This window comes from Streptomyces sp. NPDC001056, from assembly GCF_053598955.1.
Genome location: NZ_JBSFLI010000003.1, coordinates 336,324 through 354,601 on the forward strand (window position 1 = coordinate 336,324; position 18,278 = coordinate 354,601).

At 72.6% G+C, this 18,278-nt stretch carries 16 protein-coding genes, 1 tRNA gene and 3 pseudogenes; 8 read left to right on the forward strand and 12 right to left on the reverse strand.

The genetic code is table 11. The annotated features are described in order from the left end of the window. Window positions 1–2 precede the first annotated feature (2 nt). A pseudogene (locus ACWDD7_RS06285) lies at window positions 3–476 on the forward strand (tyrosine-type recombinase/integrase); the annotation flags it as partial. A gap of 58 nt (window positions 477–534) precedes the next feature. Here the strand turns inward: ACWDD7_RS06285 and ACWDD7_RS06290 are convergent. The 3 genes from ACWDD7_RS06290 to ACWDD7_RS06300 form a co-directional block, all read right to left on the reverse strand. Beyond that, window positions 535–607: transfer RNA gene (locus tag ACWDD7_RS06290), tRNA-Arg, on the reverse strand. A gap of 173 nt (window positions 608–780) precedes the next feature. Further along, on the reverse strand, window positions 781–1,941 hold the full coding sequence (locus ACWDD7_RS06295; RefSeq protein ID WP_450456535.1) for an alpha-hydroxy-acid oxidizing protein: 1,161 nt from the start codon (window positions 1,939–1,941) through the stop codon (window positions 781–783). A 94-nt stretch (window positions 1,942–2,035) separates the two neighbouring features. Further along, complete coding sequence (locus ACWDD7_RS06300) at window positions 2,036–3,355, reverse strand: M6 family metalloprotease domain-containing protein (RefSeq protein ID WP_450456536.1); 1,320 nt, start codon at window positions 3,353–3,355, stop codon at window positions 2,036–2,038. 364 nt (window positions 3,356–3,719) lie between these two features. Between ACWDD7_RS06300 and ACWDD7_RS06305 the strand changes: the two genes are divergently transcribed. Together ACWDD7_RS06305 and ACWDD7_RS06310 are read left to right on the forward strand one after the other, a co-directional pair. Then, window positions 3,720–4,388: a TetR/AcrR family transcriptional regulator gene (locus tag ACWDD7_RS06305; protein WP_351863967.1), complete on the forward strand. Its 669-nt coding sequence runs from the start codon at window positions 3,720–3,722 to the stop codon at window positions 4,386–4,388. Between the two features lie 186 nt (window positions 4,389–4,574). Continuing rightward, the gene (locus tag ACWDD7_RS06310) at window positions 4,575–6,110 is read left to right on the forward strand and encodes an MFS transporter (RefSeq protein WP_450456537.1); all 1,536 of its coding nucleotides are present in this window, start codon (window positions 4,575–4,577) and stop codon (window positions 6,108–6,110) included. Between the two features lie 13 nt (window positions 6,111–6,123). Here the strand turns inward: ACWDD7_RS06310 and ACWDD7_RS06315 are convergent, their stop codons facing one another. Continuing rightward, window positions 6,124–6,633, reverse strand: coding sequence for a MarR family winged helix-turn-helix transcriptional regulator (locus ACWDD7_RS06315; RefSeq protein WP_351863973.1), 510 nt, complete (start codon window positions 6,631–6,633; stop codon window positions 6,124–6,126). 115 nt (window positions 6,634–6,748) lie between these two features. On the opposite strand from ACWDD7_RS06315, the gene ACWDD7_RS06320 reads away from it, so the two are divergent. Next, window positions 6,749–7,540: a dioxygenase family protein gene (locus ACWDD7_RS06320; protein WP_450456538.1), complete on the forward strand. Its 792-nt coding sequence runs from the start codon at window positions 6,749–6,751 to the stop codon at window positions 7,538–7,540. A gap of 60 nt (window positions 7,541–7,600) precedes the next feature. Here the strand turns inward: ACWDD7_RS06320 and ACWDD7_RS06325 are convergent, their stop codons facing one another. Continuing rightward, window positions 7,601–8,161: an N-acetyltransferase family protein gene (locus tag ACWDD7_RS06325; protein WP_450456539.1), complete on the reverse strand. Its 561-nt coding sequence runs from the start codon at window positions 8,159–8,161 to the stop codon at window positions 7,601–7,603. Between the two features lie 193 nt (window positions 8,162–8,354). Here ACWDD7_RS06325 and ACWDD7_RS06330 point away from each other — a divergent pair, with 193 nt between their 5' ends. Beyond that, the gene (locus ACWDD7_RS06330) at window positions 8,355–9,353 is read left to right on the forward strand and encodes a sigma-70 family RNA polymerase sigma factor (protein ID WP_392214947.1); all 999 of its coding nucleotides are present in this window, start codon (window positions 8,355–8,357) and stop codon (window positions 9,351–9,353) included. 1,084 nt (window positions 9,354–10,437) lie between these two features. After that, window positions 10,438–10,839 (forward strand): annotated as a pseudogene (locus ACWDD7_RS06335) (TetR/AcrR family transcriptional regulator); the annotation flags it as partial. A gap of 476 nt (window positions 10,840–11,315) precedes the next feature. On the opposite strand, the gene ACWDD7_RS06340 reads toward ACWDD7_RS06335, so the two are convergent. Next, complete coding sequence (locus ACWDD7_RS06340; protein WP_450456540.1) at window positions 11,316–12,281, reverse strand: helix-turn-helix transcriptional regulator; 966 nt, start codon at window positions 12,279–12,281, stop codon at window positions 11,316–11,318. A gap of 185 nt (window positions 12,282–12,466) precedes the next feature. Here ACWDD7_RS06340 and ACWDD7_RS06345 point away from each other — a divergent pair, with 185 nt between their 5' ends. Further along, window positions 12,467–12,715, forward strand: coding sequence for a hypothetical protein (locus ACWDD7_RS06345; RefSeq protein WP_285559403.1), 249 nt, complete (start codon window positions 12,467–12,469; stop codon window positions 12,713–12,715). Between the two features lie 42 nt (window positions 12,716–12,757). Here ACWDD7_RS06345 and ACWDD7_RS06350 read toward each other — a convergent pair whose 3' ends face one another. The 4 genes and pseudogenes from ACWDD7_RS06350 to ACWDD7_RS06365 all read right to left on the reverse strand — a co-directional run. Continuing rightward, complete coding sequence (locus ACWDD7_RS06350) at window positions 12,758–13,504, reverse strand: DUF6227 family protein (protein ID WP_351863984.1); 747 nt, start codon at window positions 13,502–13,504, stop codon at window positions 12,758–12,760. Between the two features lie 157 nt (window positions 13,505–13,661). Beyond that, on the reverse strand, window positions 13,662–14,876 hold the full coding sequence (locus tag ACWDD7_RS06355) for an Ig-like domain-containing protein (protein WP_450456541.1): 1,215 nt from the start codon (window positions 14,874–14,876) through the stop codon (window positions 13,662–13,664). A 209-nt stretch (window positions 14,877–15,085) separates the two neighbouring features. Then, entirely contained in the window at window positions 15,086–16,111 is a 1,026-nt protein-coding gene (locus tag ACWDD7_RS06360; RefSeq protein WP_450456564.1) for a P1 family peptidase, read from the reverse strand. 117 nt (window positions 16,112–16,228) lie between these two features. Next, window positions 16,229–16,406: pseudogene (locus tag ACWDD7_RS06365) on the reverse strand (low temperature requirement protein A); the annotation flags it as partial. A gap of 125 nt (window positions 16,407–16,531) precedes the next feature. On the opposite strand from ACWDD7_RS06365, the gene ACWDD7_RS06370 reads away from it, so the two are divergent. Continuing rightward, window positions 16,532–16,708, forward strand: coding sequence for a hypothetical protein (locus tag ACWDD7_RS06370; RefSeq protein WP_351863990.1), 177 nt, complete (start codon window positions 16,532–16,534; stop codon window positions 16,706–16,708). A gap of 4 nt (window positions 16,709–16,712) precedes the next feature. On the opposite strand, the gene mscL is transcribed toward ACWDD7_RS06370, so the two are convergent. Then, entirely contained in the window at window positions 16,713–17,171 is a 459-nt protein-coding gene (gene mscL, locus ACWDD7_RS06375; protein ID WP_351863992.1) for a large conductance mechanosensitive channel protein MscL, read from the reverse strand. Window positions 17,172–17,309: 138 nt separating this feature from the next. Then, window positions 17,310–17,969, reverse strand: coding sequence for a hypothetical protein (locus ACWDD7_RS06380; protein WP_450456542.1), 660 nt, complete (start codon window positions 17,967–17,969; stop codon window positions 17,310–17,312). Between the last annotated feature and the right edge of the window lie 309 nt (window positions 17,970–18,278).

Below are 18,278 nucleotides of genomic sequence, written 5' to 3' on the forward strand. Positions count from 1 at the left end.
GGCTGCCCGAGCGGCCGGTCCTCACGGTGCCGGAGGTCTTCGCGGCCGCCGACGCGATCGGCCCGCGTTGCCGCCCGCTTGTGCTCCTGACGGCCTTCACCACCCTGCTCCGCGCTCAGGCCGAGCCGCAGGACGGCCGGGCCGCAGGATGGGCAGTTGCGACGGAGCAACTACCGGGGCGACTGGGGCAAGGCCCGTAAGGCCGCGGGTGTCACGTCCGAGCCGCACTTCCACGACCTTCGGCACACGGGAAACACGCTGGCCTCCACGGCCGGGACCAGCATGCGGGAGCTGACGACGCGGATGGGGCACAGCAGCTCTCGGGCCGCGCTGATCCATCAGCACGTGACCAGCGACCGTGACCGGGCCATCGCCGACCGGCTCGGGCCATGATCCGGGGCGGTGGGGGTGCGCCTCCGAACCCGCCGAGAAGGACCCTGCGGCCCGTACTGGCACGCCTGTGGCACGACCCCTGAAACGCGCCGAAGGGCCAGCCCGGGAGGGAATCTCTCCTGAGCCGGCCCTTCTCTCTTGTGCCCCCGGCAGGATTCGAACCTGCGACACCCGCTTTAGGAGAGCGGTGCTCTATCCCCTGAGCTACGAAGGCAGGGATCTGTCGCGCGGACAGGGTGGTGATCGACCGGTGAGGGTCTGGTCGCCGTCGTCAGTGTAGCGGGTGGTGCGCTCGGCGCACGGGGGATCGGGGTGGGGGCGGAGGGGGCGTGCCGGGCCTGGGGGCGAGGGGTGGGCCGGTCCCTCGCGCAGGGTCCGCCGCGAGCGTCAGCGGATGCGGCGCAGGGTGTCCGGGGTGAGGGAGGCGAGGTCGGGGTAGCCGTCGACGGCCATCAGGAGGTCGGCTTCGGCCAGGAGGGAGCGCAGGACGTGGACGATGCCGTCGGTGCCGTCTAGGGCGAGGCCGTAGGCGTAGGGGCGGCCGATGCCGACGGCGGTCGCGCCCAGGGCGAGGGCCTTGACGACGTCGGAGCCGGAGCGGACGCCGGAGTCGAAGAGGACTGGCAGGTCGCCGGCGGCCTCGGCCACGCCGGGCAGGCAGTGCAGCGCGGGCAGGCCGCCGTTGGCCTGGCGGCCGCCGTGGTTGGAGCAGTAGATGCCGTCGACGCCGGCGTCCTCGGCGCGGCGGGCGTCGTCGGGGTGGCAGATGCCCTTGAGGATCAGCGGCAGGTCGGTGAGCGACCGCAGCCACGGCAGGTCGTCCCAGGTGAGGGGGTTGCCGAAGGTCAGGGCCCAGTGCAGCACCGCGGCCGACGGGTCGTCCTCGGGGGACTTGGCGAGGCGGGAGCGGAAGACCGGGTCGCTGGTGTAGTTGGCCAGGCAGTGGCCGCGCAGCTGGGGGAAGTTGCTCGCGGCCAGGTCGCGCGGGCGCCAGCCGGTGATCCAGGTGTCCAGGGTGACCACGATCCCCTTGAACCCGGCCGCCTCGGCACGGTGGACCAGGCTCTCGGCCAGCTCCCGGTCGGTGGGGGTGTAGAGCTGGAAGAAGCCGGGCGTGTCGCCGAACTCCGCGGCCACCTCCTCCATCGGGTCCACCGTCAGGGTGGAGGCGACCATCGGCACGCCGGTGCGGGCGGCGGCGCGGGCCGTGGCCAGGTCGCCGTGGCCGTCCTGGGCGCACAGGCCGATCACCCCGACCGGGGCCATGAAAAGGGGCGAGGGCAGGCGCATGCCGAACAGGTCGACGGACAGGTCGCGCTCCTTGGCCCCCACCAGCATGCGCGGGACGAGGCCCCACTCCTCGAACGCGGTGACATTGGCCCGCTGGGTGTGCTCGTCCCCGGCGCCGCCCGCGACGTACGACCGCACCGACGGCGTCAGCGCGGCCAGCGCCGGCGGCTCCAGCTCGGCGAAGGTCATCGGCAGCCGCGGTATCACTCCGCGCAGGCCGTCGAGGTAGATCTCGTTCTGGTAGTCGGCGAACGCCATCAGGTCCTCCTGCCCCGGCCCGCCGGATGCGAGCCCCCTGGACCCCTACAGTCCGGGACCGGCCGACGGCAAGAGGGAGCAGCGGCGAGCAGGGTCAGGACCGCGTCACCCGCACCCGGTACGTGCCGTCGTCCTCCTCCGCCACCCGCACCACCACCCCGTGGCGCGGGTCCTTGAAGGTCTGGCCCGGGGTGAAGGGGGCGTCGGAGAGTTCGGCCTGGACGTTGGGGCTGCGGGTGCAGCCGCCGCTGTCGCGGTGGGCGTCGTAGACGGTGATCGGGCCGTGGCCGGTGTCGACGGTGGCGTCCACCTTGTAGATGAGGACGCCGGGGCAGCAGATCGCCTCGTCGTTGCCGCCCTGGGCCCGGACCTCAAGGGCGTAGGCCGTGTGGCCGTCGATCGGGATGATCACCAGCTTGCCGCCGCCGGACCGGTACAGCGGCGTCAGGGAGTACTCCACGCTGCCCCGTCTCGCGGCACAGCCCACCTGGGTGCCGTCCAGCCAGCCCAGTTTCCACTTGTCCCAGGCGAGCATGTCGTTGTTGGCGCCCCAGTCCTCGCTCATGATGTCCCAGTGCCCGACCGTGCCCCCGCCGTCCTGCGTGTACAGGTCGGGCAGGCCGAAGGTGTGGCCGTTCTCGTGCGGCAGGACCCGATAGCCGGTGTGCGGGAAGGAGCCGGAGCCGTCGTCCTGGCGGGAGTAGATGAACGAGGCGTTGGCGACCGGCACCCCGTCGGCCACCGGCGCGTCCGCGTTCCCCGCGAAGGTCACCGACAGCACCGTGTCCAGCGCCGACGGGCCGGCGTTCGGGGTGACCAGGATGTTCAGGAGGTCGTACGACCGGAAGTCCACCGCGGGGTCGGCCGCGGCCACGATGTCCTGCACCAGCTGCCGGTACCCGGGGTCGAACGGCGCGCCGCGCTCTATGCCGTAGTCCTTGAACGGCTTCGGCATCCGCAGCCAGTTCGTCACCGGCGTCTCGGCCCGGTAGTCCAGGCGGCCGTACGACGAGGTGCGGAACCAGTCCTGCGTCCGCGGGAAGAACTCGTGGAAGCGGTCCATCGCGCTGCCCGGTCCGGGCGCGTCGGAGAAGTCGACCATCAGGGTCAGGGCGCGCACCGTGCCCGTGGAGCGGGCGTAGCCGTGCGGGGTGGGCACGCCCTCGGTCATCTGCACGTCGGGGCCGCCGTGGATCATGCAGGGGGAGAAGGCGGGGGAGCGGGCCAGGCCGATCGGGCCGGCGGCGGAGGGCGCCGTGAGGCGGGCGGTACCGGCCGAGGTGCTGATCGCGAGGGTCAGCGCGGTCACCGCGGCGAGTGCGGCCATCCGGCGCGAGCGTATGCGGCGCGCGCATATACCGCTCGGGTCCTGGTCGTGGGGTATGCGGCGGGGCGACTGCGGCTGCGGCTGCATGCACGGACCCTTCGCTCCACGGCAGCCGCCGGTCCTCGGCTGCACCCTTGCGATCACCCTGTGTCGGGGCTCCGGGGGGCGCGCGCTGGGCGAGACCGATCGTGGGAAGGGCGGGACCGATCGTGGGAAGCGGGGGTGCGGGAGGGTGAATTCCGGGGCGAGGTGAGTGTGGCTCAGCTCACATGGCCTCTTTTCATGCACGGGAAATAAGTGGGGACCCCCTCCCCGTTTAGCAGTGTGTTCGCCTGAAACGGGGACTGATTCCCCGGATTCACCCCGGATTCACCCCGGATCGCCGGAACCACCGGCATCGCATCGACATCCCACGGACGTCCCACCGGCGTCCCGCCCAGAGGAGAGCGCAGTGACGACCGCGACCCACCCCGCGCCGCGCAAGGCGACCCGGCCCCGCGCCGACGCCCTGCGCAACCGGGAGCGGATCGTCACCGCCGCCCGGGAGATGTTCGTCGAGCACGGCCCCGACGTGCCGCTGGACGAGATCGCCCGCCGGGCCGGCGTCGGCAATGCCACGCTGTACCGCAACTTCCCCGACCGCGACGCCCTCGTCCGCGAGGTCGTCTGCTCCGTGATGGACCGTACGGCCGAGGCGGCCGAGCGCGCCCTCACGGAGACCGGGGACGCGTTCGCGGCGCTGGAGCACTTCGTGCACGCCTGCGCCGACGAGCGGATCAGCGCGCTGTGCCCGATGGTCTCCAGCACCTTCGACCGGCACCATCCCGACCTGGAGGCAGCCCGCGAGCGGGTCGAGAGCCTCGTGGCGGAGGTCATGGGGCGGGCCGTGACGGCGGGTCAGCTGCGGTCCGACGTCGGGGTCGGCGACCTGATGATCGCCGTGGCCCAGCTGAGCCGGCCCCCGGCCGGCACCGACTGTCCGCGCGGCGACCGGTTCGTCCACCGCCATCTCCAGCTTCTCCTCGACGGCCTGCGGGCCCCGGCCCGCTCCGTGCTGCCGGGCAGCGCCGTCACCGTCGAGGAACTCCGCCAGTCCGATTGTTCCGCCCAGACCGAATAGGCCCACCGGAACGACCGGTTCGGGTCCCCCGCACAGTCCGACAGACCGTCACTTCCCGCTGTTCCCGCCTCCTGCCTCCGTCGTCCTGACACGTTCCGCCCGCTGTCGATTTCTCGTCATTTTTCCGTCACCTGGTCACGAAGCTCCGCACTCGTGAACTCCCGAAGTCCCGAAGTGGGTACACCCATGTCCGAAGCCCTCAAGGCTCCCCGCATCGCCGCGCCGACCGGTGATGCCAACCGCTGGAAAGCGCTCGTGTTCATCGCGCTCGCCCAGCTGATGGTCGTCCTCGACTCGACCATCGTGAACATCGCCCTGCCCTCCGCCCAGAAGGACCTCGGTATATCCGACGGCAACCGGCAGTGGGTCGTCACGGCCTACGCCCTCGCCTTCGGCGGTCTGCTGCTCTTCGGCGGCCGGATCGCCGACAAGTGGGGCCGCCGGCGCGCCTTCACCATCGGTCTGATCGGCTTCGCCCTCGCCTCCGCGGTCGGCGGTCTCGCCACCTCGGGCCCGATGATGTTCGGCGCCCGCGCCCTCCAGGGCGTCTTCGGCGCGCTGCTCGCGCCCGCCGCGCTGTCCCTGCTGGCCGTGATGTTCACGGACGCCAAGGAGCGCGCCAAGGCGTTCGGCATCTACGGCGCCATCGCGGGCGGTGGCGGTGCCGTCGGCCTGATCCTCGGCGGTTTCCTCACCGAGTACCTGGACTGGCGCTGGACGTTCTTCGTCAACGTGCCGTTCGCCGTGGTCGCCGCGACCGGCGCGCTGCTGGTCATCCGTGAGCCGGAGGGCGGCCGCAACCGCGCCCCGCTCGACATCCCCGGCGTCCTCCTGTCCACCCTCGGCCTGGTCGCGCTGGTGTACGGCTTCACGCGAGCCGAGTCCGACGGCTGGGGCGACACCCTGACCGTGTCGATGTTCGTGGCGTCCGCGGTGCTGCTGCTGGCGTTCGTGCTGGTCGAGTCCCGGGTCAAGGCCCCGCTGCTGCCGCTGCGTGTGGTCCGCGACCGCAACCGCGGCGGCATCTACCTCTCCCTCGGCCTCGCCATCATCGGCATGTTCGGCCTGTTCCTCTTCCTGACCTACTACCTCCAGATCGTGCAGGGGTACTCCCCGGTCAAGACCGGCTTCGCGTTCCTGCCGATGGTGGCCGGCATGATCACCGGATCCACCCAGATCGGCGCCCGCCTGATGACCCGGGTCCGCGCCCGGCTGCTGATGGGCCCCGGCTTCCTGGTCGCCGGTCTCGGCATGCTGCTGCTGACCCGGCTGGAGATCGGGTCGTCGTACGCCACCCTGCTGCTGCCCGCGATGCTGCTGCTGGGCCTCGGCATGGGTTCGGCGTTCATGCCGGCCATGTCCCTGGCCACCCAGGGCGTCGAGCCCCGGGACGCCGGTGTCGCCTCCGCGATGGTCAACACCTCGCAGCAGGTGGGCGGCGCGATCGGCACGGCGCTGCTGAACACCATCGCCGCGTCCGCGAAGACGTCGTACCTCAAGGACCACATCGCCGGCGCCGCCACCAGGCCGCAGCAGCAGCTGGTGGCGCTCCAGGGCATGGTGCACGGCTACAGCACGGCGATCGGCTTCGCCGTCGGCATCCTGGGCGTCGCCGCGCTGATCGCCTTCACCTTCGTCAACGCGGGCCGGCCGGGCTCCACCACGGTGGCCGCCGGCGCGGGCGCGCAGGACGAGGTGCAGGTGCCGGTGGTGGCCCACTGATCCCTTCGGTGAGCTAGCGGAGCCAGGGGAGGTCCGCACCCTCCTCGTCCGGTTGCAGGCCCTCGGCGACGATCTCCATGATCTCGCCGAGGGCCTTCTGCTGTTCGGGGCTGAGCCGTTCGAACAGGGCCTGGCGTACGGCGACGACGTGGCCCGGCGCGGTACGGCCGAGCACGGTCGCGCCCTCCTCGGTGAGGACCGCGAACTGGCCGCGCTTGTCGGAGGGGCAGTTCTCCCGGCGTACCCAGCCGCTCTTCTCCAGGCGGGCGATGGCGTGCGACAGGCGGGAGCGGGTGATCTTCGCCTTCATGGCCAGCTCGGTCATCCGCAGCCGGCGGCGCGGTGCCTCGGCGAGGAAGACGAGCAGACCGTAGTAGATGTGCGGCATGCCCGCGTCGCGCTGCAGCTGCCGGTCGAGGTGGTCCTCCAGCAGGGTGGTGGCGTGCAGGTACGCGCGCCAGATGCGCTGTTCCTCGGGGGTGAGCCAGCGGTGCGGTGCGGCGGAGTCCGATGCCGTGTTCATGCGTCCACTGTACGAAACGTCTCTTTGAAAATTGAACTAGTTGGGCGTACTGTGTTTCCGTAGAGCTTGAGAGTTAAAGCATCTGGTCCGCCGGGACGAAGTGGGAGCCGCCGTCATGTCCGTCACCGCCAAGGAGCGCATGCCCGCCCTGTACCTCAGCCACGGCGCCCCGCCGCTCGCCGACGACCCCGTCTGGCCCGGCCAGCTCGCCGCCTGGGCCGCGACACTGCCCCGCCCGAAGGCGGTCCTCGTCGTCTCCGCCCACTGGGAGGAGGCCCCGCTCGCCCTCGGCGCGATCGAGACCGTCCCGCTGGTGTACGACTTCTGGGGCTTCCCCGAGCACTACTACCGGGTCCGGTACGACGCCCCCGGCGCGCCCGAGCTGGCCGACTCGGTCCGCAAGCTGCTGCGCGCCCCCGGCACCCCCGTCCAGGACATCCCCGACCGCGGCCTCGACCACGGCGCCTACGTCCCCCTCGTCGAGATGTACCCGGACGCCGACATCCCCGTCCTCCAGATCTCCATGCCCACCCTCGACCCGGTGCGGCTCATGGACATCGGCCGCAGGCTCGCCCCGCTGCGCGACGAGGGCGTGCTGATCATCGGCTCCGGCTTCTTCACCCACAACCTCGCCGCCCTGCGCCACACCGGCGGCGGCGTGCCCAGCTGGTCCGCCGAGTTCGACGAGTGGGGGCGGCGTGCCCTCCAGGACCGCGACTGGGACGCCCTTCTCGACTTCCTGGGCAAGGCCCCGGCCGGTCGCTACGCCCATCCGCGCACCGAGCACTTCGCCCCGCTCTTCGTCACCATGGGCGCGGCGGAGGCCGCGGGCGAGCTGGACGCGCAGAAGTCGGTGATCGACGGGTTCTGGATGGGGCTGGCGAAGCGGTCCGTGCAGTTCGGATAGGGACGAGGCGGCGAAGGGACGAGGTGGCGAAGGGGTGAGACGGCGAAGGGGCGGGCGCGGCTACAGCTCCTTCTCGTACCAGGCCACGTCCCAGTAGCGCCCGAACTTGCGGCCCACCTCGCGGAACGTGCCCAGGTGCCGGAAGCCGAAGCGCGTGTGCAGCCGGACCGAGGCCTCGTTCGGCTGGGTGATCCCGGCGTAGGCGCGGTGCAGGTCCTCGCCGGCCAGGGCCTTGAAGAGGGTGTCGTAGAGCAGCGTGCCGATGCCGCGCCGGCCGGCGTCGGGGGCGACGTACACCGAGGTCTCCACGGAGGTCGCGTACGCGGGGCGCGCCCGGTGGGGGCCCGAGGTGGCGTACCCCAGGATGCGCTCGGTGCCGGTGCCGGTGCCGGTGCCGGTGCCGGTGCCGGGGCCGGGGGCCGGCTCCGTGGCAACCATCAGGCGGTGCGGGCCGTCTTCCGGGTGGGAGAGCAGCCAGGAGAGGCGGTCCCGCGGGGCGAGAGGGGCGGTGTCGAATGTGATGGCCGTCTCGCGCACATAGTGGTTGTAGATCTCTGTGAGGGCGCCGAGATCCGCCTCGACTCCTGGTCTGACCTGCACCTCTGTGGGCTTGGATGCCATCTCGCCTCCCATGTGGCGGAACAGGGTACTGCATGATCACAAAAGTTGAGGGTCGGGTTGGGAATTCTGTCCTGATTCCAGTCGTTGTTTCCATCGGATGCAGGGCACTCAAGAGGACAGTCCGAGGACCGCCCCCGGAGCGCCGAGCGTTCGACAGGACCACCCGCCAGCCCACCATCGCAAGGGAGCACGCATGGCAACCCGTGCCGTCGCCCGTCGTCAGTCCGCCTCCGGCGAGACGGCCGACTCGGCAAGCAGTGTTCGCGCACATGGCGGCGAGATCGCGGACCGCGACCTGGTCGGCATGTACCTCGACGAGATCGCGCGTACGCCGCTGCTCGACGCCGCCAAGGAGGTCGAGCTGTCCCAGACCATCGAGGCGGGTGTGTTCGCACGACAGGTTCTCGACGGGTTCGAGGACACGACCTCGGACGCCACCCGCGAGGAGCTGGAGGCCCTGGTCGCCGCCGGTGAGCGGGCCAAGGACGTCTTCATCCGCTCCAACCTCCGCCTGGTCGTCGCGGTCGCCCGGCGCTACCCGCGCAGCGGCCTGCCCCTGCTCGACCTGATCCAGGAGGGCAACGCGGGCCTGGTGCGCGCCGTCGAGAAGTTCGACTACCGCAAGGGCTTCAAGTTCTCGACGTACGCCACCTGGTGGATCCGTCAGGCCATCACCCGCTCCATCGCCGACCAGTCCCGCACCATCCGGCTCCCCGTCCACCTGGTGGAGGAGCTGGGCCGTATCCGCCGGGTGCAGCGCGAGTTCAACCGGGAGCACGGCCGCGAGCCGGAGCCCACGGAGGTCGCGGCGGAGCTGGGCTCCACGCCCGAGCGCGTCATCGACGTCCTCGACTGGGCCCGTGACCCGGTCTCGCTGAACATGTCGGTGGACGACCAGGGCGAGACCCAGTTCGGCGACCTGCTGGAGGACACCTCGGCGGTCAGCCCCGAGCAGTCCGTCCTGACGCTGCTGCGCAGCGAGGAACTGGACGACCTGATCGGCCGCCTCGACCAGCGCACGGCGTCCATCATCAAGATGCGCTACGGCATAGAGGACGGCCGCGAGCGCACCCTGACCGAGGTCGGCAAGGAGCACGGACTGACGCGCGAGCGCATCCGGCAGATCGAGAAGCACGCCCTGCTGGAGCTGAAGAAGCTGGCGCGGGACACCGGGTTCGACGCGGCGGCGTAAGAGGCAGCGGGGGCCGCGTACGCCGGGTGGAGAAAGACGGCGCAAACACGGCGCCCGCCCGCCGCTTCAACCGTCGGGCCCGAGGGAACAACCCTTCCGGGCCCGCCCGCGGGCCCGGCGAACGCCGCACTCCCCACACCGAGTCACCTCTGACGCACCACATCCCGTCACCGCACCTCACCCGGCACATCGAGTCCCACCTGGCCGCCCCACGCGAGCCATGTCCCGACGCACATCCCCCCCCGGCGCCGGGACTTCCCAGAGCCGGGCTCCGGCGCCCACCCCCCCCGGGCGCCGAAGCCCGGCTTCTTCTGTGCCGGGCGGGACCTCGCGACGCGGTGACCTCGGCGGTGTCGTCCGCGGCGGCGGCGCGCCGGCCGTGGCGCTCACGGGCGTGCAGACGGCCGTCGAGGGGGACTTCGGCGGTGCGCGGGTACCCGGCCGACCGGTTCGAAACGGCGTTTCCGCGCCACATGGCAGGAGGCGGTGTCGTCCGACCGGCGCAGGAGTTCCAGCCGTGGGAGACCCTCGCCCGCGAAGTCGGCGAACGCCCAGCCCGCGAACTCCTCAGCCGCCGGAGCCCGTTGAGGGCGACGTGGCCCACCACCCCGACGTCGCCCGGCAGTCGGGGCCGTTCCCCGGGCTCCCACGACCGCGAGGGCGTACCGCTCGCCCTTCTCCCGGCCGAGCCGCCGCGCCTCGATCCAGCGCCGCGCGCCCGCCTCGTCGTCCACGGCCCGGCTCGTCCCGCCCCGCAGGGGCCCGAGGAGCCGGAGGGATCGGAAGGGCCCGAGGAGCCGTAGGCGCCGGAGGAGGAGTCGGAGGGCCCGGGCACGGGTACGTGGATCACGTGCAGGGTGTCGGAGGGCCGCGACCGCGGCGCGACGGTAAATGGCGGCCCACCCCGTACCTGAACCCCGGGGTGAACCGCCGGATGGCAGATTCTGCCACACGGGCATAGCCTGCCGAGATGAGCACCACCCCCAGTCCTACCCCCCGCTCCACCCCCGGCGCCACCCTCCAGTCACCTTCCGGCGCCGCGCCGGCCCCCTCCCTGACCGAGCGCCGCAAGGCCGAGACCCGGATGGAGATCGCCAGGGCCGCGGCCGCCCTGTTCGTCCGCCAGGGCCTGCGGGCCACCCGCGCCGAGGACATCGCCCAGCGGGCCGGCATCGCACCGCGCACGTTCTACCGCTACTTCGCCAGCAAGGAGGAGGCGGTCGCGCCCCTCTACGCCGTCGGCGCCCAGCGCTGGGCCGAGGCCGTCCGCAGCGCCCCGGACCGCCTCACCGTCCCGCAGGCCCTGGAACACGCCGTCGAGCACACCCTCACCCCCGGCGCCGGGGTCTCGGCCGCCTCCTGGGAATGGGTCCGCACCCTGATCCGCCTGACCGACACCAGCCCCGCCCTGCGCAAGGTCTGGGCCGAGGTGGGCCAGACCTCGGAGGAGGCGCTGGCGGAGATCCTGGCGCGGCGGCTGGCGAGCCCCGGACGGGGCAAGGCGCCCGCGGCGGAGACGGAAGGGGCCGCCGAGGGGACGGCGGCGGGGGAGCCGGGAGCGGCCGACGAGACGACGGAAGCGGCCGGGAAGCCGTGGCCTGCGGAACCTTGGCCCGCGGAACCTTGGCCCGCGGAACCGTGGTCCGGGAAGCCGGAGGCCGGAGAGCCGGGTGCCGCTCGCGATCCGATCGCCGCGACCGGTGGGGCGGAGCCGGCCACGGGCCCCGCTCGGCCCACCCGGGAGCCGGAGACCGACGGCGCGGGGCCGACCGAACTCCCGCCCCCCGTCCCCGTGATCACCCCCGACCTCCGCTTCGCCGCCGCCGTCGCCGGCAGTGCCGTACGCGTCGCCGTGCAGTCCTGGGCCGCGACCACCTCACCCGCCGCCGGTCCGGACGGCCCCGCGGCCCTGGCCCTGCGCAACCTCAGGGCCCTGGGCGGCTTCGCCTGGGGCGGCGAGCGCTAGGCACCGCCCGCCCGGCTCAGCCGTCCGCCCAACTCGCGTACGCGCGCAGCCAGTTCTTCCGGTCCCCGCACGGTGAACTCGTACCCCGCCAGCGCCAGCCGGACCGTCAGCCACTCCATGGGATCGCCGGTGACGCCCGTGAGGACGCAGCCGCCACCGCCGTCGTCCGCGAGCGTCCCGAGCGCCGCCGGGACCCGCTCGGCGACCTCCGCCGCCGACGCCGCGAACCGCACCTCGAAGGCGTACGACTCCTGCCACTGCTGAATGGACCGCCGCAGATACTCGGCCGCGCTGCCCATCGGCAACTCCCGCTCCTCGAACCGGACTCCGGTGGCGAACGGCTCGCTCACCCGGTCCACCCGGAACGTCCGCCAGTCGGCGCGGTCGACGTCGTACGCGACCAGGTACCAGCGGCGCCCCGTCGACACCAGCCGGTGCGGCTCGGTCAGCCGACGGGACGCGCCGCCGCCCTTGTCCCGGTAGGCGAACCGCAGCCGCTCCCGGCCCGCCACCGTCGAGGCCAGCACGGTCAGCGTCTCCGGCGCGATGCTCGCGCCGTCCCCGCCGGCCAGCGGGGTGGTCGCGGCCCCGAAGGTGGACACCCGGTGCCGCAGCCGGGCCGGCAGCACCTGCTCCAGCTTGGCGAGCGCCCGCACCGACGCCTCCTCCACGCCCTCGACCGCGTGCCCGGCGCCGGCCCGCAGACCGACCGCGATCGCGACGGCCTCCTCGTCGTCCAGCACCAGCGGCGGCATCGCCTTGCCCGCGACCAGCCGGTAGCCGCCGTCCGAACCCTTCGTCGCCTCCACCGGATACCCCAGCTCCCGCAGCCGGTCGATGTCCCGCCGCACGGTACGCCGGGACACCCCGAGCCGATCGGCCAGCTCACCGCCGGGCCACTCGCGGGGCGTCTGGAGGAGGGAGAGCAACTGCAGCAGCCGTGCCGGGGTGGCGGTCGTCATGCGTACGAGGATGCCGCAGCAGTGGGCCAGAGGCCGACCTGGTCACCGCGCGCGCTCGGTTCGGCGCCGCTTGTCCCTTTGGTTCGGTGTGTGGTGTTGGTTCGGTCTGTGCTGTTCACGCGGGACCTGCGAGATACATCACGGTCCGGGGCCGAAGTGTGCCCCGGTGGTGTGTACTGGTGGGTATGCCCGAGCATCTCTCGACTCTCCAGCTGGCCGCCGCGGTCTTCCTCACCCTGGCCGGTGTGGTCTGGGCGATCGGCGTGCTGCGTCTGCTGCGCCGGTTCCGTGCGCAGGCCCTTCGAGAACTCGCGGCCACCCGCCTGCCGTTCCTCCCGGCCCAGCGCACCGGCCCGCTGCGGGAGTCGGTGGAGCTGACCCCGGCCGAACAGGACGCCTTCGCCGGACTGATACGGCAGCTCGGCCACCGCTGACCGGCCCGGCCTCGGCCGCCGGTCCCGCCGCCGGCCTCGCCGTCAGCCCTGCCGTGCCGCGCGCCGCTCCATCGCCGAGCGGGCCGCGTGCTCCGACATGTAGACCTCGCACATGTGCCGGCCGTCCGGCGTCGCCGTGTGCTCGACCTCCCACAGGGAGACCTCGCTCTCGTCCGGCAGCAGGAACGCGTGCTCGTACAGCGCGTAACTCAGCCCGGAGCGGCCGGCCCGGCCCGGACGGCCGAATGCCTGGGTGATCTCGTGCGCCGTCGCCGTGGCCAGCAGGGCCGCCGTGCGGGCATCGGGGTGGTCCGGGTTCTCCGCGCGGCGCAGCAGCCGGCGGGCGTGGTCGGCGGAGTCACCGGAGACGAACACATGCCGGGGTGTCGGGACCGCCCACAGCCAGGTCGGCGCGGACAGCTCCAGCTCGGGTGCGGCCGGGGCTAATCCGAGCCGCGAGGTGGCGGTCCGGAGCTCCTCCTCGTCCGTGTACACCTCGTGCTCCGGGGCGCCACCCGGGGTGGTGTTGTACGCCAGCTCCCACAGCGTGACCGCCGACCCGTCGGCGAGCAGCCAGGTGTGCCGGTACGTCTCCCGGTGCAGCCCGGCGCTGTGGTGCGCCGAGTGCAGCGAACTGTCGTACACCAGCGCGCAGTCGAGCCGCCGCATCACCTCGTCGGGCAGCTCGAAGGAGTTCAGGGCACGGCCGAGGAGTCGCGCGAGATGCTCCTCAGGAGACTCGGGCGACTCGGCTGGTTCGTACGCTGCCGTCTCGTACGGAACGCTCAAGGCATCTCCCGGCGTTGCTGCATGTCACCTTGTGGGTGCATACCGTAGCCCCTCGGCCGGACATCATGTCCGGGAATGGGGAAAACGAACACCGGGAAAACGCGCGGGCCGCGCGAGAAGTTCCCGCGCGGCCACAAAAGCCCTCAAAACCCGTCGGTCAGGCGGCACTTCCGGCGGTCCAGGCGCTCCAGGACATGTTCCAGCCGTTGAGGCCGTTGTCCGGGGCCACGGTGGAGTCGGGGGAGTTCTTCACGATCACCACGTCGCCGACGAGCGAGTTGTCGAAGAACCACTTCGCCGAGGTGTCGCCCTGGGCGCCCTGCACGTCCGCGAGGCCGACGCAGCCGTGACTGGTGCCCTGCCGGCCGAAGGGCGGGTTGCCGCGGTTGTACCAGTAGTTGCCGTGGATGAAGGTGCCCGAGGACGTCAGCCGCATCGCGTGCGGCACGTCCGGGATGTCGTACTCCCCGCCGAAGCCGACCGTCGAGCCGTTCATCCGGGTCTGGGTGAACTTCTCGGAGATCACCATCTGCCCGTTGTACGTGGTGTGCTGCGGGCTGCCCGCGGAGATCGGCACCGTCTTGAGGGTCTGGCCGTCGCGCACCACGGTCATCGTCTCCGTGCCGACGTCGACCGTGGAGACCTGCGAGCGCCCGATGGTGAACGTGACGGTCTTCTTCTGCACGCCGTAGACGCCCTGCGCGCCCTGCACGCCGTCCAGGTCGATGTTCATCGTGACCTTGGAGCCGGCCTTCCAGTACTCCTGCGGCCGGAAGTCCAGGCGGCGGTCGCCGAACCAGTGCCCGACCACCTGCTGGCCGCTGCTGGAGTTGACCGTGATGTGCGACTGCACGGCCTTCCTGTCGCTGATCGACTTGTCGAACGTGAACGACACCGGCATGCCCACGCCGACCGTGGAGCCGCTGTCCGGCGTGTAGGTGCCGATGAAGCTGTTCGCCGAACTGACGGTGGTGAAGATGGCGTTGGCCGCCGCCGGGCGCCCGTCGGCGTCCTTCGCGGTCGCGGCTATCTGGTACTTCGTGCCGCGCTCCAGGTGCTGCTTCGGCTTCCAGGTGTGACCGTCCGCGGATATCGCCCCCGGCACGGACTGCCCCGACCCCGCCACGGTCATCTTCACATCGGTCAGCCTGCCGTCGCTGACCTTCACCCCGGTCGCGTTGATGGACGCGTCCGTCGCGCCGTCCTTCGACGAGATCGCTATCTTCGCCGTCGAGGTCTTCGGGGCCTTGGCGCCGCCGCCGCCGTTCGAGGCGTCGGCGTCGCCGCCACAACCGGTCAGGGTGAGGGCGCCGACCATCAGGGCGGCACAGGCCCCCAGTGCGCGCCGCGCTGCAATGTCCGGCGTTGTCACGGGCTGCTCCTGGTTCATGTGATGTGCGAGGTCCGTTCCAGTACGCCGACGAAGAGTGCGTGAACGGCGACTGAGGTTCCCCTCGGCTCCTCGGAACGGCGGGACGTGACAGAACCGCGACAATCCCCACCGGAACCCGACGTTCATCCCTCTCGGGGGGGGCCTCCCCCCTCCCCCCTCCCCCCTCCCTCCCCGCCCCTCCCCGCCCCCTACGGCCGCCCGTACAACTCCCCGTACGACGGCCACGTGCCGCCCGGTCCCTCCACCGACTCGGCCGTGCGGACCGCCCGGACGATCGCTCGCGTCACCATGTCCGCGGCCGCGGCGAGCACCTCGTTGAGGGCCAGGGGGTGCGGGGCGAGGGGGTGGGTGCCGGTGGCCAGGGCGAAGACCGTGTCGCCGTCGTGGAGGAGGTGGACCGGGCGGACGGCGCGGGCGATGCCGTCGTGGGCGGTGCCGGCCAGCTTCTGGGCCTGGGCCTTGGTCAGGTCGGCGTCGGTGGCGACGACCGCGAGCGTCGTGTTCAGCGGCGGCGGCGTGCGGCCGGCGCCGGTCTCCTCCAGGCGGCGGAGCGCCGCCTCGTGCACCTCCTCCTCCGGGTAGTCGACCCGGCCCTCCCACAACTCCCCGTACAGCACGCCCGTTTCCGGATCCATCACCGAGCCCGCGGCGTTCGCGACCACCAGGGCGGCGACCGTGATCCCCGAGTCGAGGACCGTGCTCGCGGTGCCCACGCCACCCTTGAGCCGTCCGGTCGCCGCGCCCGTCCCGGCCCCCACGCAGCCCTGCGGCACCGGGGCGCCCGAAGCGGTCGCGGCCGCCGCCTCCACCGCGGCGCGTCCCGTCGCGGCGTCCGGGCGGGCGCGGAAGTCGCCGCCACGCCCCAGGTCGAAGACGCACGCCGCGGGCACCACCGGCACGACATGCGTCGGATCGGGTCCCACCCGCACGCCCCGCCCCCGCTCCTCCAGCCAGGCCATCACCCCGGACGCCGCGTCGAGCCCGTAGGCGCTGCCCCCGGTGAGCACGATCGCGTCCACCCGCTGGACCACGTTGCGCGGGTCGAGCGCGTCGGTCTCCTTGGTGCCGGGCCCGCCCCCGCGCACGTCCACCGCGGCGACGGCCCCGCCCTCCGGCGCCAGCACGACCGTGGTCCCGGTGAGCCGGCCCTCCCCGGTCCGGGTGGCGTGTCCGACCCGCACCCCGGCGACATCTGTCAACGCGTCAACTGTCATGGCGGCCAGTCTGCCCGAGCCCCACCCGCCGCCGAAGGGCCCAGCCGGTCGGCGTTCCGGCGCTCGCCGTGCGCTCCCCTCGGCTCGTGCGGGCCGCCGGCATCGCGTGGTCGAGGACCCGGTGCCGGGGTGCCCCGCGGCGACGGCGCGCACCAGCTGGACGCCCGCCTGGGCGACCGCCACGACGAAGCAGCAGGTCGAAGAGGGGGTCGAGCGGGGAGGAGAGCCGGTGGGCCTCGTCGCGCCCGCGCGCGGTGAGCCGTCTCACGGGGCCGGAGGGATGTGGCGCGCGCAGGCTCGGGCACCGGGGTGGAACCCGGCGCCACGCCTCTCAGCAGAGCGGAAAACCGGGCCGCGGGCCTGTGCGGGCGTTCACAAGCGGCCGGAGGCCCTCCGGGACGGGGGTCGTACCCTGGATCCATGAGCATCGCCCCCGCACCCGAGCCGCGTGACCCGAAGCCCGCGCTGGTCTTCGACGATCCGCTGGACCAGCAGTCCTCGGACGACACCGACCGCGGCTGGGGCGAGCGGCCGGACGGCGACAGCGCCGCCGACCTCAAGCGTTTCCTCGACGAGAAGCCGCCCCACCACCTCTGAGCGGCTAGCGGTCCTGGTGACCGGTGCCGCGCTGGGCGACCAGGGCGTCGCGGATCTCCTTGAGGACCTCCAGCTCGGTGACCTCGATGACCTCCTTCGTGCCCTCCCGCGCCGCCTTGCGGGCCGCCTGCCGGGCCAGGTACTTCGACATCGGCAGGACCATCAGGAAGTACACCACCGTGGCGGTGATCAGGAAGGACAGCGCGGCGCCGAGGACGGAGCCCCACATCAGCTGGATGCCGTGCGTCCCGTGGCAGGAGTCGCTGAGGCACGTGCTGTAGTTGTCCAGGTTCTGCGTGCCGATCGCGCCGACCAGCGGATTGATGATCCCCTTCACCAGCGCGTTGACGATGTTCGTGAAGGCGGCGCCGATGACGACCGCCACCGCCAGGTCGATGACATTGCCGCGCATCAGGAAGGCCTTGAAGCCCTGCAGGATGCTCGGATCCTTCTTCGCGCTCACCTCGGGGACGCTCCTCGCATGCACAAGTCGTGGAACAAAACGCTCCGCAACCTACGGCACCGTGCGGCCATACTGTCCAATCCCGTCCCCTGAAAGACGGACTTGACAGCGCGCCGCCGGGAAAAAGACCGACTTGGTTCAGCACAGCGTCACCGCCAGCCGCGCCGTGGCGCCCGCCCCGACGAGCCCCGCCGCCAGCGCTCGCGGCACCGCCAGCACGATCAGCGCACCACTCTCGGTCGCGCCGTCCAGTGGCTCCGGCACCCGCGTCACCCGCACTCCGCGCGCGAGCACCCGGGCACCGCCCCCGGCCGCCGGGTCCTGTGCGGCGATGACGTCGACCCGGTCGCCGGGGCGCAGCAGTCGGACCGTGGCGGCGTCGGCGATCCGCACCGGCGCCGCCACCAGGCCCGCCGGGCGGGGCCGTCGCAGCGGAACCGCGGGCGGGTGCCCACGCGCGGACCGGGCGGGTCGGGCTGCCGCGTCGGTGCGGTGTTCTTCCGCCGGGGTCCATGGGCCCGCCGCCACCAGCGCGGCCGCGGTCACCGCGAGGCCGGCCGCCACCGCGCGCCCCCGGTGCCCGACGAGACGCTGCACCCGGTACCGGCCGCCGCGCACCCGCACCGGGGGGAACGGCGGCACCTCGCAGGTCGCGGGGGCGTCCGTGCCCGGCGGGCGCGGCAGGCGCAGGGGAGAGGGGAACGCGGTGCGCGGGGCGGCCGTGGACCGTGAGGAGGGTGCGGGCGAGGAGAGCGAGGAGGGCGAGGAGAGGGGGAGGGAGGAGAAGGGGAGGGACATCGGGATCACCGCCTGCGACGAGGGACATCGGCTTGCGCTGCCACGATGACGCCTCGCGCCGGAATCCGCCGGAGCCGGTGGACCACCGGCCGCTTGTGGATATCCCGCCCACCCGAACGAGCAGTTCCGCTCCACGCTCCGGCGATTCGTCCACAGGCCACGGCCCCGCAGCTCCCGCTACGGCGTCCTGTCCACAGCTCCCGGTCCCACAGTTCCCGGTCCCACAGTTCCCGGTCCCACAGTTCCCGGTCCCACAGTTCCCGGTCCCACAGTTCCCGGTCCCACAGTTCCCGGTCCCACAGTTCCCGG

Bases quoted from the DNA above. Each gene is read 5' to 3' on its own strand.
- ACWDD7_RS06345 (WP_285559403.1), top strand. From the start codon at position 12,467: ATGCCCGAGCATCTCTCGACTCTCCAGCTGGCCGCCGCGGTCTTCCTC.
- ACWDD7_RS06360 (WP_450456564.1), bottom strand. From the start codon at position 16,111: ATGACAGTTGACGCGTTGACAGATGTCGCCGGGGTGCGGGTCGGACAC.
- ACWDD7_RS06325 (WP_450456539.1), bottom strand. From the start codon at position 8,161: ATGGCATCCAAGCCCACAGAGGTGCAGGTCAGACCAGGAGTCGAGGCG.
- ACWDD7_RS06315 (WP_351863973.1), bottom strand. From the start codon at position 6,633: ATGAACACGGCATCGGACTCCGCCGCACCGCACCGCTGGCTCACCCCC.
- ACWDD7_RS06340 (WP_450456540.1), bottom strand. From the start codon at position 12,281: ATGACGACCGCCACCCCGGCACGGCTGCTGCAGTTGCTCTCCCTCCTC.
- ACWDD7_RS06295 (WP_450456535.1), bottom strand. From the start codon at position 1,941: ATGGCGTTCGCCGACTACCAGAACGAGATCTACCTCGACGGCCTGCGC.
- ACWDD7_RS06300 (WP_450456536.1), bottom strand. From the start codon at position 3,355: ATGCAGCCGCAGCCGCAGTCGCCCCGCCGCATACCCCACGACCAGGAC.
- ACWDD7_RS06320 (WP_450456538.1), top strand. From the start codon at position 6,749: ATGTCCGTCACCGCCAAGGAGCGCATGCCCGCCCTGTACCTCAGCCAC.
- ACWDD7_RS06380 (WP_450456542.1), bottom strand. From the start codon at position 17,969: ATGTCCCTCCCCTTCTCCTCCCTCCCCCTCTCCTCGCCCTCCTCGCTC.
- ACWDD7_RS06370 (WP_351863990.1), top strand. From the start codon at position 16,532: ATGAGCATCGCCCCCGCACCCGAGCCGCGTGACCCGAAGCCCGCGCTG.
- ACWDD7_RS06330 (WP_392214947.1), top strand. From the start codon at position 8,355: ATGGCAACCCGTGCCGTCGCCCGTCGTCAGTCCGCCTCCGGCGAGACG.
- ACWDD7_RS06310 (WP_450456537.1), top strand. From the start codon at position 4,575: ATGTCCGAAGCCCTCAAGGCTCCCCGCATCGCCGCGCCGACCGGTGAT.